Origin of the sequence: Blautia hominis, from assembly GCA_002270465.1 — a bacterium.
Classification (GTDB): domain Bacteria; phylum Bacillota; class Clostridia; order Lachnospirales; family Lachnospiraceae; genus Blautia; species Blautia hominis.
In genome coordinates this window covers 618671-632357 of record NQOF01000003.1, presented here as the reverse complement: position 1 = coordinate 632357, position 13687 = coordinate 618671, and the positions used below count along the sequence as shown (strand labels likewise).

The window sequence follows — 13687 nt, the reverse complement described above, 5'->3', positions numbered from 1 at the left end:
GTGCATGGCAGATTATTCATTATACTGCCATGCACCCATTTTTCAAATCTTCTTCAATACCTTTATCATTGAGACTAAATCTTTTCCATATCCGGCAGAAGCTGCCCAGCCACCACCACTGGGATTATCCGGAATACCAAGCCACTCAACATAAGGCGCCGAATTTCTTTCCACGTAGTCAAATCTTTGATCAACGCATTTATTATTCAACTTCTCCGTAGAAGCATACGCCTTTAGATGCTGTACTTGTGCTCGTATACCTGTTCTGACATCTTTAAAAGAATTCCCCTTTTCTCCTCCTCCCGTTGCCCCTAATCCTGCAAAATTAAACTGTTCAATTGATACATCTCCACCAAACTGAAGCCAGCCGGTTTCTTTCATTACCTGACAAAAAACCACCTCTGCTTTTATTCCCTCTGCATTCGCCTCATCAAGTATGATTTTGGAAAATGCCTTAATATCTTTAGCACCGCCTTTGGAAAGCGCTTTAGTAGGATATGTACATTTGGAGGATTTAAAATAACTAACCATCTGCTCTACAGATGCACCACTGCTGCCGCTAATTTTATAGAGGTTTTTTGTATTGGTGTTTGATCCATTTTCTGTATTATTGTTTTTTTTTGCGTCTGGTATCCAAACACCGGAATTATTTAAGTAATATTCTTTTCCATTAACTGTTATCCAACCAGTCTGCATCACTCCACTTTTATTGCAATAGTACCAATTTCCATTTATGGCCATCCATCCTGTCTGCATGGCTCCACTTCCATTACAATAATACCATTTGTTTCCTACTTTAAACCAGCCAACCTGCATGACTCCGCTTCCGGGAGCTAAATAATATTTAGTTCCCCCTACATTTGTCCAGCCTTCTGCCATGGCTCCGCTTCCAGTCAAATAATACCAGAAATTGCCTAGATTCAGCCAACCTGTCTGCATGGCTCCGCTTCCATTACAATAATACCATCTGCCATTCGCTTTAAACCATCCAACGCGCATTGCTCCGTTTCCCGGGTTTAAATAATACCAGGCATTTCCAATATAGTTCCAGCCTTCTGCCATAGCTCCATTACCAGCCAGGAAGTACCATACATTGCCTAAATTCAACCAACCAGTCCGCATAACTCCGCTTCCGTCACTATAATACCACTTCTTGCCGTCCTTATACCATCCGGTACACATCTTTCCATTAAACGGATTCATATAGTACCATTGACCACCAAGGTTGATCCATCCTTCTGCCATGGCCCCACTACCAGTCAGGTAGTACCAGGTTCCTGCCTGATTGAGCCAGCCTGTCTGCATCACTCCACTGCCATTGCTATAATACCAGGTCTTCCCTACTTTATACCAGCCGGTACACATTACACCATTTCCCGGATTTAAATAATACCATTGGCCTCCAATATTTGCCCAGCCTTCTGCCATGGCTCCGTTTCCAGCCAGATAATACCATGCTCCTCCAAGGTTAAGCCAGCCTGTTTGCATTGCTCCACTTTCATTACTATAGTACCATTTTTTACCTACTTTATACCAACCCGTGCACATTTTTCCACTGCCCGGTTTAAAATAGTACCAAGTCCCACCAACAGATCCCCAGCCTTCAGCAGCAGCTCCATCACCAGCCATGTAATACCATGAGCTTCCAATTTTATGCCAACCGCCTCCCAGCATAGCTCCGTTACTCTGAAGATAATAACGTTTTCCACCAATCTTTTGCCAGCCTGTCTGCATAGTACCAGATGAATTGAGGTAATAGTAACTACCATTGATCTTCTGCCAGCCTGTCTGCATTTGTCCACTGCCATTCAGGTAATACCATGTCCCGTTAAGATTCAGCCAGCCTGTCTGCATAACGCCGCTTCCATTAAGATAATACCAAAAATTATCAACTTTCTGCCAGCCTGTCTGCTTTTTCCCCCCTACATAATAGTAATATTTTCCGCCAATCTTTTTCCATTCTCCTTTGGATTCAGGTACCGGTTCATATATCTCACCACCTGTTTCAATACCAAAGTATTGCGCTATACCATATGCATCGGCTTTTGCTAAATTCTTAATAGAAGCTTCGTTATCAAGATATTTTTTATCAGCAGCTCCTGTCAAAAACGCATGTTCTACAATAATTGCAGGTATTCCTGCTTCCTGACCGCCACGAATAATGGCCATTTTATCAGCTTTGCTTCCATCCGGATATTCGTAATCATTGGAATCACTCTCTTTTAATCCTCTGTCATATAATCCCAGCGATACTAAACGTTTTAATATATTATTTGCCACTTTATGCGCATTCTCTGCAACTTCTGAATTATATCTGCCAGTTCGCGGTACTAATACTTCTGCACCATGCGCTGTCTCATAATCAAACGCATTCAAATGAAGACTTACCAGTAAATCAGCATGTTTATTCGCTGCATAATCTACTCTTTGGCCTAGCGTCATTTTTATTGCTTTAGATGCTCCGACGGTATCATGCGTCAAATATACGGTGATGTCAGGATACCTCTCCAGTTCCTTTTTCACATAATTGGCAATTTTCATGGTCAAATCCGCTTCAATAAATTTCGTTCCGTCACTGAATTTGTGATCAGCACCCGGGTCATAGCCATTCGTATCAATAGTTCCATGACCTGGGTCCAGCACTACAATATAATGTTCTTTCTTCTTTGGTTCGGCTGATATAGCAGCCGGTACTTCTGCTTCACCATCCAGCGAATACGCTGCTATTCCATCAGAACTTTCCGCCAACTCATTACTTTCTGCTATAGCCTCTTTTATATCCTCAGAAGAAATACCGTTTTCATCTGCAGATATAACACCTTTTTCTCTCTGCTCATCTGCCTGGGTTTCAACATTCGTTTCTTCCCCCTGACTCTCAGTAACAGCTTTGGCGGCTTCATCTGCATCTATTTCCACCTGAGTCATATCTCCTTCACCCTGGTCCAGAGACACATTATATTCCTGTCCACCAGCAATTGCTTTCATAGAAATGAATTCTCTATTTTGCTCCTGCACAGGTAACTCCAGCAGAAAGGCTGCAACGTTTTGTACTACCTCGTCAGCTGCTGCTGTTTGTACTTCTCCCTCTCCATCTCTGTATGTAATTTCCGCACTCTCCAATACTGTGGAGTTTTGATCTCCTACTTCAACAATAACCGACTGAAGGGAGTCATTTTCCTGCGTAAAAATATAATTACATGCCATGGACAGAGTCTCTTCTTCTTTCTCCCCTTCCGACACTCCATCATCTATAGCTTTTTCATGGTCATTTTCTTGATCCTTTTCTTTTTCCTTGGTCTCCCCGCTGCTATCAGGCGTTTCTTCTTCATTCCCGCCATTTAACATGTCTTGTTCCGGATTATTTTCCGGTTCAGGAGAAACTTGATCATCTTCCTGTTTATTCTTTTCCTCCCCGGCTAAAGAATCATCCTCCAATGATTTGTCTTGTACGTTTTCTTCCATCTTCTGTGTGTCTGATCCCGTTGTCTCTGAAGGTTCTGCACCGAGTACTGGTGTATACATACTCATCAGCATAGCTAGAACCAGCAAATACGACAGGATTTTTTTCCCTGTTTTTTTCATATTCTACCCCTTTTCTGTTAGTGTTTCTTGCAAACTTATTAAATTTATTAAGTAAGTATTAAATATTATACAATACTACTCTTAAGAAATCAATGGAATACCAGTTTATTGTTTTCTTTTTTTTTAGTTTGTGCTACAATGATAGTGTTTTTTAATAAATCAGAATTTTTTCAAGGATTAAAGGAGTCTTTATGATAGATTTTAATATACCGCCATATGTAGGAAAAGAAATGGAATACATAAAGGAAGCAGTTATAAACAGAAAGATTTGCGGAGATGGTACTTTTACGAAACGATGCAGTAAGTGGATGAAAAATAAGTTTGATGTAAACCAGGTTTTTCTTACAACATCCTGTACACATGCCCTGGAAATGGCTGCTGTGCTTACAGATATAAAACCAGGGGACGAAGTGATTCTTCCTTCTTATACTTTTGTTTCTACTGCCAATGCCTTTGTCCAAAGAGGTGCATCCCTGGTATTTGTTGATATCCGCCCTGACACCATGAACATAGATGAAACACTAATTGAAACTGCCATAACACCAAAAACAAAAGTAATAGTCCCGGTCCATTATGCAGGTGTTTCCTGTGAAATGGATACTATCATGTATATCGCCAAACATCACAACCTCAAAGTAGTCGAAGACGCGGCCCAAGGATTCTCCTCCTATTATAAAGGCAAAAGTCTAGGTACAATTGGTGATTTTGGATGTCTGAGCTTTCATGAAACAAAAAATCTCAGTATGGGAGAAGGTGGCGCTCTTCTCTTTGATGATGCGGCATATCAGGAAAAAGCTGAGATTCTTAGAGAAAAAGGTACAGACAGAAGTAAATTTTTTAGGGGGCAGATTGATAAATATACTTGGCAGGATTATGGTTCCTCCTATCTTCCCAGTGATATGAATGCCGCCTATCTGTGGGCTCAGTTAGAAATGGCCGATGAAATCCAGAAAGACCGAATAGAAAGCTATGCATTTTATGATCAGGAACTGAAATCACTGGCAGAGATGGGTTATCTGGAACAACCTTACGTTCCTGAAGAGTGCCAGCATAATGCTCATATGTATTACATAAAACTGCCCGATTTAAAAGAACGAACGAACTTCATATCCTATTTAAAAAAGAATGGCATACTAAGTGTCTTCCACTATATTCCACTCCATTCAGCACCTGCCGGAGTTAAATTCGGTCGTTTTGTTGGTGAGGACAAATATACTACAAAGGAAAGTGAACGTCTGGTAAGGCTACCTATGTATTATCATTTAACACAAGAAGATAAAGATTACATTGTTGACACAATTTTTAAATATTTCGGAAAAAACAGATAAAAATAAGGTATGGATTCCTACAAGAATCCATACCTATTTTTATCCCAGTGTATAAATGAAAATACCTGTAATAATAATCAGATTTCCAATCACTTTTCCCTTGGTAAATTTCTCCTTCAATACAAAATATGATAACAACATAACAAATACATAGCTAAAGGTATCAATCACAGAACCATATTTCATTTCCACTTTTGTAAACGCATAAGTATTCAAAAGCAGAACGCCGCCAAAAATACCATACGCAATAATGACTCTCCAATTTAAATATTCATAAATCGGATGACTGTATTTTCTGTTCGCACTTTGTTTCAGAAGTAGTTGTGAAAACGCCGTAAAAAATGTACCAATAAAAAGGATAAACATATATTTATTCATATTTTTGCACCACCAATACTCCGAATAATACAACTAACAACCCAACAATATTTTTTATGGTTAAAACCTCATGAAAAATCAATACCGCCCATATCTGGGACCATACCAAATATACACTTTTATTTGCATATGCTATACTGAGTTCAAATCTCTGAATGATCTTCTGCCACGCCAGCGCATAGATAAAACAATCTAAAAGCATAAGGAAAAAGAAAAAATATAATCGAATCCCCCAAATTCCATTCTTGTTAAATTCCATCGATGCCATTTTTGTAAACACAGGGGTAAATGAAAATATCATAATACTGATATGTAAAAAGATATAGTCTTTTACCTTACTTTTTCTAGAAACAGCCATGAATTCCCCTTCTTTCTCTGCATAATATTTGAGCAACAGACTTTTTTGTATTGCACAGCTTTTTTTATTATATCACCCTTCTTCTCCCGGAACAAGTCTATTGAAACCCTTGTCGTAAAATGTTATAATAGGCCAAGCGGCTGTTAACACCTTATTATTAAAGAACGATAGACAGCCCTGGAGGTATAAAAATGAGTCTATATTCTATCGTCGTTCCTGTATATAATTCTGAACATACATTAGAAGAACTTTACAACAGGATTCGTTATGTATTTGAGCAGATTATGCAAGAAGATTTTGAATTAATACTGGTAGATGACAGTTCCCGTGACAACTCTTATGCAGTTATGGAACAGCTTCATAAGGCCGATTCCCGAGTTAAAATCATTCAAATGGCAAAAAATTTTGGTCAGCATCCTGCCCTACTTTGTGGTTTTTCATTTGCTAAAGGCGATTTTGTTATCACCATGGATGATGACTTGCAGCATCGTCCAGAAGAAATCCCTAAAATGGCTGCGGTTATAAAAGAAAGGCAAGACGTAGATGTAATTATCGCCAAATATGAAAACAGAAAACACAATATTATAAGAAAGATTGGTACTAAAATATCGATTTACGCTACATCAAAAATGTTAAACAAAGATCCAAATCTGGAAATAACAAGTTTTCGGCTCATGCGCAGGTTTATAGTAGAGGCTATTTTAAATACCAATACACATCTTCCTCAAATTGGAAATCTTCTTGTACAGAGCAGTAATAGAATTATTAATGTCCCTGTTCAGCATGATGCCCGTAAAGTAGGACAGAGTAATTATACTTTTCGTAGATTAGCGAAAGATCTGATTTATGATATTACATCAAATTCTGCACTTCCATTGATTTTGGTGAGGGATTTGGGCATTTTTAGTTTTGTAATCAGTATTATATTGGGACTCTTTTACCTGATAAGGTATTTCATATATGGTGTTTCTGTAGAAGGATGGACAACACTTGTTTTACTCATATTGGCTTATAACGGAATCATTCTATTGGCAATCGGTATTATTGGCCAATATTTAATGAATATATTGAATGAAGCAAAAAAAATCCCTAATTATGTAATACGAAAAAAAGAATTGTAGATTCTATTAGATACAAAAGGAATGATAATATGAAAGAAATTGGCGGGTATATGGAATTAGAGGAGTTGTCAGGAAAAGAATTTTATCCGAACTTGCTGAAACTGAATCTTGGACGTACAGCACTTATCTTTGCAATAAATAAACTACGAATCAAAAAATTATGGCTTCCTCTACTACTGTGTGATTCTGTGACCCATGTATGTAGAAAATGTGGTATAGAGATTTCATGGTATTCTATTTTGGATGACTTTACTCCTGTACTGCCGGAAAAAAAATTCGATGAGAATGAATATTTATACCTCGTCAACTATTATGGTCAATTGTCTCCTGAATGTCTCTTGGATTTAAAAAAGAAATATAAAAATATTATTCTTGATAATACCCACGCATTCTTCCAGGAACCGTTGGAAACAATCCCGACCCTTTACTCATGTAGAAAATTTTTCGGATTACCCGATGGTGCTTATCTATATTTGGATAATACTCCTAATACAGAGACTTTCTTCCTTCCTATAGATAAGTCAGCCTATAGAATGACGCATATACTTGGTCGATATGAGTCTCCAGCATCTGCCTATTACTCAACCATGCTAGAAACAGCCCATGGTTTTTATGATGAACCGGTAAAAAGCATGTCTCGCTTAACGCAAAATCTTCTTAGAGGGATAGATTATACGCAGGTATGCAGAAGTCGAAATGAAAATTATGCTATATTAGAACAGTCCCTGCAAACTCAAAATCATTTGCTGCTGCGTACCCAAAAAGGTCCTTTCGTGTATCCATTCTATTGCACGGATGGTATTCAGATACGAAAAAAACTGGCAGATAAAAAAATATTTGTTCCTACTTATTGGAGCAATGTAATAGAACAATTTCCAAAAGAAAGTCTGGAATATAACTATGCAGCAAATATACTTCCTCTCCCATGTGACCAGCGATATAACGCGGAAGACATGAAGCGTATAGTATCTGTCTTGAACCAATTGATGAAAGGCAAAAATGACAAATGATGAAACAGCGATTATTAATTCTAGGTTCCCTAAGAGAATTCGTCCAACTCATACAGTTAGCTAAATCCCGTGGAATCTATACCATAGTATGTGATGGATATCCTGACAGTATCGGAAAACGGTATGCTGATAAAGCTTACGATATCGATGTTGGAGATACCGACCGAATCGTCTCCATCTGCCAACTGGAAAGAGTAGATGGAATTATCACATCATTTTCTGATTATTTATTTGAATGCATGATTAAAATTGCAAATAAAGCTGGTCTTAAATGCTACTTTTCACCGGAAAAATTGGACTATTATCGAAACAAAGATGTTATGAAACAGATGTTTCATGAATTATCTATTCCAACCGCAAAATATGTTCGTTTGCCCTATGGTTTTACAGACAATGATCTAAACAATCTTGAATTCCCGGTAGTAGTGAAACCTATTGATAAATATGGTTCCAGAGGTGTTCTTGTCTTATATTCCATTGAGGAAATCAGAAAATATTTTAATTTTATCTGTGCAACTTCTGAAATAAAAGAGATTTTGGTTGAGGAATATAATGAGGGATATGAATTTAATATGATGAGCTGGATTCTAGATGGTAAAGTTCATGTAATCAGCATTGCCGACCGTGAAAAGACACCTGTCTGTACAAACGAAATCCCTATAAGCTCTCGTAACGTTTATCCATCCCGTTTGATCAACTATGTATATGAAGAAGCTAAGGGTATATTACAAAAGGTTGCAAACTATACTGGGCAAACCAGCGGTGCGCTGTCTATGCAATTTTTCTGGTCACCGGGTGAAACCATATCTGTGTGTGAAGTTGCCGGAAGATTTTTCGGTTATGAACATGAACTTGTTGATTATTGCTGCGGATTAAAGGTGGAGGATTTATTACTCGATTATCTTTATGACGAGATGTCCCTTAGAAAAAATCTTAAGGTTCACTCCCCTTTTTTCGCCAAAAACAGTGCTGTTCTTTATTTTCATGGAAAAAGCGGTCTAATGGTTGATAATCAAGATACCGCCCGTAAAATTTCATCTATAAAAGGAGTTAAAGATGCTTGGCTGTTTTATAGATCTGGTGAGAGAATTATACCTCATGGGGTAAACCCCTATGCAGTCCGCTACTATATATCAGACGGAAGCAGAACTGAAATTGACCGTATAACAAAATATATATACGAGCATATTTCTATATTATCTCCTGAAGGAGAAAATGTATTATATGAAAATAAAATACCAAAATATCCTGAGTAATTTTAAAAAGAGCCGGCAGATTATATATTAAAGAATATAATCTGCCGGCCTATTAAATTATCTTTTTACCAGATATCTGTTGGATCTTTCAGATTAACTCCCGGTGCAAGTTTTATAGTTGCCGGTTTATCGAATGGTTCATAGTAACCATCCCCAATCGTTACCTGCGTTCCTCTGCCACAGTTATCATAAATCCATTTTGCATCTCTGACACATACACGGATACACCCATGTGATGCAGGCTGACCAAGCATATTGTAATCCCATGATGACAGATTATACTGACTTGTGGAGGAACCTGCCACAGAATGGATAAAGATTCCATTCACTACATGTGATGTCCACTGTCCCCACGATGGACCCATTAAGATATGCCATCTATCCTGATCACCAATATAGAATGTTCCCGCAGGTGTCAGAGTAATCGGATTACCCACAGAACACGTCATGGATTTTACGGGAATAGTCCAGCCATTACTTCCATCTTTTGCAAGTACCGTAATCTGGCATTTGGTACGATTTACCCGAATTCTATAAGGACCACCTATCATACCACTGACATCCTGCTGCATTGCGCCATTAGTGCCAAAGTACATTTTATATCCTTTTACATACTTCCACCCGGTTGCCATAACACCGTTTCCGTCCAAGTAATACCAGTTGCCATTCCATGCTACATATTCATCCTTAGCATAAGCCCCATTACTTTTTTTGAAATAGAACGTTCCGTTACTATTCTCCCAGGCTCCATTTGTATTCACATTGACTGTTCCATAGCCCGGAACCCATCGACCATTCTTATCTACATAATAGCCTCCAATATTGGTGTCCTTCAGCATAGCACCATTACTGCCTACATAGTAATATGTATCAATCCATGTATTAGTGGCCATTACACCATTCCCGTAAGAATAATACCATTCTTTTCCAACCTGATACCAGCCTGTTCTCATTGAACCACTACCAGGAGTAAAATAATACCAGGCCCCCAGGTATCCCCAGCCTTGAGCCATAGAGCCATTACTGTTAAGATAGTACCAGGTTCCACCCAAATTTAACCAGCCAGTCTGCATTGCTCCGTTTCCTGATAAATAATACCAGGTTCCCCCTAGATTCACCCAGCCAGTCTGCATCGCTCCGTTCGCTGCCATATAATACCAGGTTCCGCTCGGATTTATCCAGCCGGTCTGCATTGCTCCACTTCCCGTCAAATAGTACCAGACTCCGCCAAGATTTATCCAACCAGTCTGCATTGCTCCGCTTCCATTACTGTAATACCACGTTTGTCCAACCTTATACCAGCCAGTCTGCATTGCTCCACTTCCCGGTTTCAGGTAATACCAAGTGTTTCCAAGCATTGCCCAGCCCTGTGCCATTGAACCATCCACATTCAAATAATACCAGGTTCCTCCAAGATTCACCCAGCCAGTCTGCATTGCTCCGCTTCCATTGCTGTAGTACCATGTTTTTCCTACTTTATACCAGCCGGTATTCATAATGCCACTTCCTGGTGTCAAATAATACCAGGTTTTATCAAGTTTTATCCATCCGGTAGTCATTGCACCATTACTGTCCAGATAATACCACTTAGTCCCAAGATTTAACCACCCGACTTGCGTATAACCATTATTATTAAAATAGTATTTTTTTCCATCTACTTTATACCAGCAATTTTTGGGCCAGGTACCATCTTCCTTTTGATACCATTTTCCACTGGCATTATATTGCCATCCCTCAGGATAAACCTTGTATGATTTGGTACATATACCGTCTTTCCCAAAGAAATATTTTACACCCTTTACAATCACAGATGTATTTTTCTTAACCGTGCCGTCCTTGTTCACGTAATATTTCTTGCCGTTGATCGTCTGCAGTCCAGTTTTCGTTGTCTGCTTTCCATCCGCACCAAAATAGTAATATTTCTTGCCATCTACTATCCACTTGGATTTGGCATAGCTTCCGTCTTCATTCATCCAGTAATTGCTGCCGTCAATTTTCTGAAGACCGGATTTTCCCTGTGCCTGCACACCATTGCTGTCAAAATAATAATATTTGCCGTCTGCTTCTTTCCATACATTCGTCTCAGGCTGTCCGTCTTCCCCAATCCAGTAATTGGCGCCTTCAATATTCTGAAGTCCTGTCGGCATGCCTTCGGTCAGCATTTTGCCATCCGGACCAAAATAGCCGGCCAACTTACTTCCATCCTCATCCGTAATGAATTTCCAGATATCCTTTAAAGGCATTCCGTTGGCATCCAGCCAGTAGCAATGCTCCACGCCGTCATCCCCCGGAATAACGAATGCGCCTTCCATCTCACTTTTTGGCACCGCCATTCCTGCTGCAAGTGCCGCATCCGGATTTTCTGCCGGGTCTGCCTCACCCAGATAATACTGAAAAGAACCATCTGCTTCCTGATACCACCAATCTCCGACACCTTTTAAACCGCCCTCCACTTTTTCAAAGGCGTATGTAAGGTTCATCGGGCCATAATCTGCATCCTTGTAAACAGCGGTTCCATAAAATCCAATGGCCTTTCCGCCTACTGTAACTGTTGCATCCGGAAGAGGATCCACAGACATCTCCGTCCCGTCCTCCTGAACTTCATAATACATCCAGATACCGCTCTGCTTATCCAGCACCCATTTCCTCTGATATCCCGTAAATCTATCTACGGAATCATAATATCTGAAAATCATTTCATTCTCAGTTCGTTCCAGCGTCCAATGGTCATCCTGGACCGCTTCCGCCTCATGGCTTACTTGTTTTGTCTCGCCATCTATTTGGCCGTCATCCGTTTGGCTGTCGCCAATCTGTCCATCTCCTTCTGCATCCCCCAAACCGTTATCCGTTGCTCCGCTCCCTTCATCCAGCGGATCCGTAAGGCTTGTAACCTGCTGCGGTACTTCACTTCCATCCGTAGCTGCTGCTCCTACCGGAAGGACAGAAGTGATCGTGACCGCTGCCGTAAGCATCAGCGCCAACAGCTTCATCCTACGCTTCTTCATACTATTCCCTCTACTTTCCAGCTTTACGCTCTTATTTATCTCCCGGATACTTTCGTATCAACCAGGTATACTCTCCCTCTAGAGATATCACTATTTTACCATTTTTTACAGGTTATTACAACCAAACAGGGGAAATGTAATATTAAATTTGTTTTACAGTCTCATGAACTATACTTATAATAATTCCAAAATCCGCTCTGTGATAAATACACCGATACAGGAAAAACACGCAACCATCACAAGGCTTTTCTCTTTCATAGCGAAAAATACTGCCACGGCCAGACCGGCAAAAGCAGATACCGGTGACTCCGTTGCATATAAAATAGCAGGAAAGGTCATGGCTGTCAGGCATGCATAAGGAACATAATATAGGAAAGAACGTATGTAAACATTAGAGATTTTTTTCTGGATCAATGTCAGAGGCAGCATACGGATCAGATATGTCACACCTGCCATAACTAAAATATATGCATAAATCATGCCTCCACCTCCTCCTTGATCGGAAATAAAACAGCACCGATACCTGCTGCCAGCAGGGTGCAGATAATGATCATAAAGCCGCTGGAAATTTGTTTTAATACCGGAAGGTAGTAAAACATACTGCTCAGGGCCAGGGCAATAAATACAACAGTCCTCACAGTGGATTCCTTTTTTGCCGGAGGCACAACAATGGCGATAAACATTCCGTAGAGTGCCACCCCCAAAGCGCTGCGCACAAATGCGGGCATAACCGTGCTCGCTATGGCTCCTGTAAGCGTTCCCCCTACCCATCCAAGTACCGGCAGGCAGATCAGGCCGTACATATAATACTGCCCCACACTTCCCCTCTTTGAACTCGCCACTGCGAATATCTCATCCGTATTTCCATATGCGATGAGAAGCCTGTGGCGCGTCTTGACACACTTGTCAAACTTTTGGGATAAAGAAAGGGACATAAGTGCATACCTCATGTTGATTACAAACTGCGTCAATGCCATTTCCAGCAGCGATGCCCCCGAAAGGATCACATTCAGACCGGCAAACTGCCCTGCGGATGTGAGATTAAAAAGGGAAATCAGCACCGCGTGAAGAGGAGCCATACCGCTGTTCACTGCCAGCATGCCAAATGTGAAACTGACGGAAAAATACCCCAGTGCGATAGGGATACCATCTTTCAGGCCTTCTTTCATGTTATTATGCATGATTGCTTTCTCCTTAAGTAATATTAGTATTCTTGCGTTACGATTCACAACCTCTGTCCCGGGAGGATGGGATTGTTTTTGCAGGGCTATAATTCGTAACATTCTTGTCCTTGAGATTCCCGGCAGGCAAAAATCGAGGGATGAGACAGCCTTGACTGTCCCATCCCCGGAATTTTCCTGCTCAGGATCATAATAAAACAATTATTCCTGTAAACCTTCCTCCAGAATATATACCAGATGTTTTAATGCCTCTTCCTCGTCTTCCCCTTCGCATACCAGTTCAATTTCATCTCCGCCTTTCACACATGCGCCAAGAACACTGAGGACACTCTTTGCATTTGCGGTTACATTATTATAACTGAAGGTAATCAGTGATTTGAACTGCATGGCTTCACTGCAGAGACGGCCTGCCGGTCTTAAATGCAGTCCGATCAAATTATTTACTTTTACTTTCTGACTTACCATTAT

The 13687-nt window shown here is 40.1% G+C and carries 11 protein-coding genes; 4 read left to right on the top strand and 7 right to left on the bottom strand.

The features are described from left to right. Positions 1-42: 42 nt before the first annotated feature. A complete protein-coding gene (locus CI595_RS13375) occupies positions 43-3582 on the bottom strand; it encodes an N-acetylmuramoyl-L-alanine amidase (RefSeq protein ID WP_095173874.1) in 3540 nt (1179 codons plus the stop codon). A 191-nt stretch (positions 3583-3773) separates the two neighbouring features. Between CI595_RS13375 and rffA the strand changes: the two genes are divergently transcribed. Then, complete coding sequence (gene rffA, locus CI595_RS13370) at positions 3774-4910, top strand: dTDP-4-amino-4,6-dideoxygalactose transaminase (RefSeq protein WP_095173872.1); 1137 nt, start codon at positions 3774-3776, stop codon at positions 4908-4910. A gap of 39 nt (positions 4911-4949) precedes the next feature. Here rffA and CI595_RS13365 read toward each other — a convergent pair whose 3' ends face one another. Together CI595_RS13365 and CI595_RS13360 are read right to left on the bottom strand one after the other, a co-directional pair. After that, positions 4950-5288: an EamA family transporter gene (locus CI595_RS13365; protein WP_095173869.1), complete on the bottom strand. Its 339-nt coding sequence runs from the start codon at positions 5286-5288 to the stop codon at positions 4950-4952. Continuing rightward, positions 5281-5646 carry an EamA-like transporter family protein gene (locus CI595_RS13360; RefSeq protein WP_095173867.1) on the bottom strand — a complete coding sequence of 122 codons (366 nt, stop codon included), beginning with the start codon at positions 5644-5646 and terminating at the stop codon, positions 5281-5283. Before CI595_RS13360 ends, CI595_RS13365 begins: the two co-directional genes overlap by 8 nt. Before the next feature lie 191 nt (positions 5647-5837). Here CI595_RS13360 and CI595_RS13355 point away from each other — a divergent pair, with 191 nt between their 5' ends. Genes CI595_RS13355 through CI595_RS13345 form a run of 3 tightly spaced genes read left to right on the top strand, consistent with a single transcriptional unit; the run spans position 5838 to position 9033 of the window. Next, positions 5838-6767: a glycosyltransferase family 2 protein gene (locus CI595_RS13355; protein ID WP_095173864.1), complete on the top strand. Its 930-nt coding sequence runs from the start codon at positions 5838-5840 to the stop codon at positions 6765-6767. A 29-nt stretch (positions 6768-6796) separates the two neighbouring features. Further along, the gene (locus tag CI595_RS13350; RefSeq protein ID WP_095173862.1) at positions 6797-7777 is read left to right on the top strand and encodes a hypothetical protein; all 981 of its coding nucleotides are present in this window, start codon (positions 6797-6799) and stop codon (positions 7775-7777) included. Next, positions 7774-9033, top strand: coding sequence for an ATP-grasp domain-containing protein (locus tag CI595_RS13345; RefSeq protein WP_243135163.1), 1260 nt, complete (start codon positions 7774-7776; stop codon positions 9031-9033). The genes CI595_RS13350 and CI595_RS13345 overlap by 4 nt, the downstream gene beginning before the upstream one ends. A 65-nt stretch (positions 9034-9098) precedes the next feature. Here CI595_RS13345 and CI595_RS26645 read toward each other — a convergent pair whose 3' ends face one another. The 4 genes from CI595_RS26645 to CI595_RS13325 all read right to left on the bottom strand — a co-directional run bounded on the left by CI595_RS26645 (position 9099) and on the right by CI595_RS13325 (position 13684). Continuing rightward, positions 9099-12038 carry a L,D-transpeptidase family protein gene (locus CI595_RS26645; RefSeq protein ID WP_095173860.1) on the bottom strand — a complete coding sequence of 980 codons (2940 nt, stop codon included), beginning with the start codon at positions 12036-12038 and terminating at the stop codon, positions 9099-9101. A gap of 174 nt (positions 12039-12212) precedes the next feature. Beyond that, positions 12213-12518 carry an AzlD domain-containing protein gene (locus CI595_RS13335; RefSeq protein ID WP_095173858.1) on the bottom strand — a complete coding sequence of 102 codons (306 nt, stop codon included), beginning with the start codon at positions 12516-12518 and terminating at the stop codon, positions 12213-12215. Then, on the bottom strand, positions 12515-13219 hold the full coding sequence (locus tag CI595_RS13330; RefSeq protein WP_095173855.1) for an AzlC family ABC transporter permease: 705 nt from the start codon (positions 13217-13219) through the stop codon (positions 12515-12517). The genes CI595_RS13335 and CI595_RS13330 overlap by 4 nt, the downstream gene beginning before the upstream one ends. A 201-nt stretch (positions 13220-13420) precedes the next feature. Beyond that, positions 13421-13684, bottom strand: coding sequence for an HPr family phosphocarrier protein (locus CI595_RS13325; protein ID WP_065540924.1), 264 nt, complete (start codon positions 13682-13684; stop codon positions 13421-13423). Positions 13685-13687 lie beyond the last annotated feature (3 nt).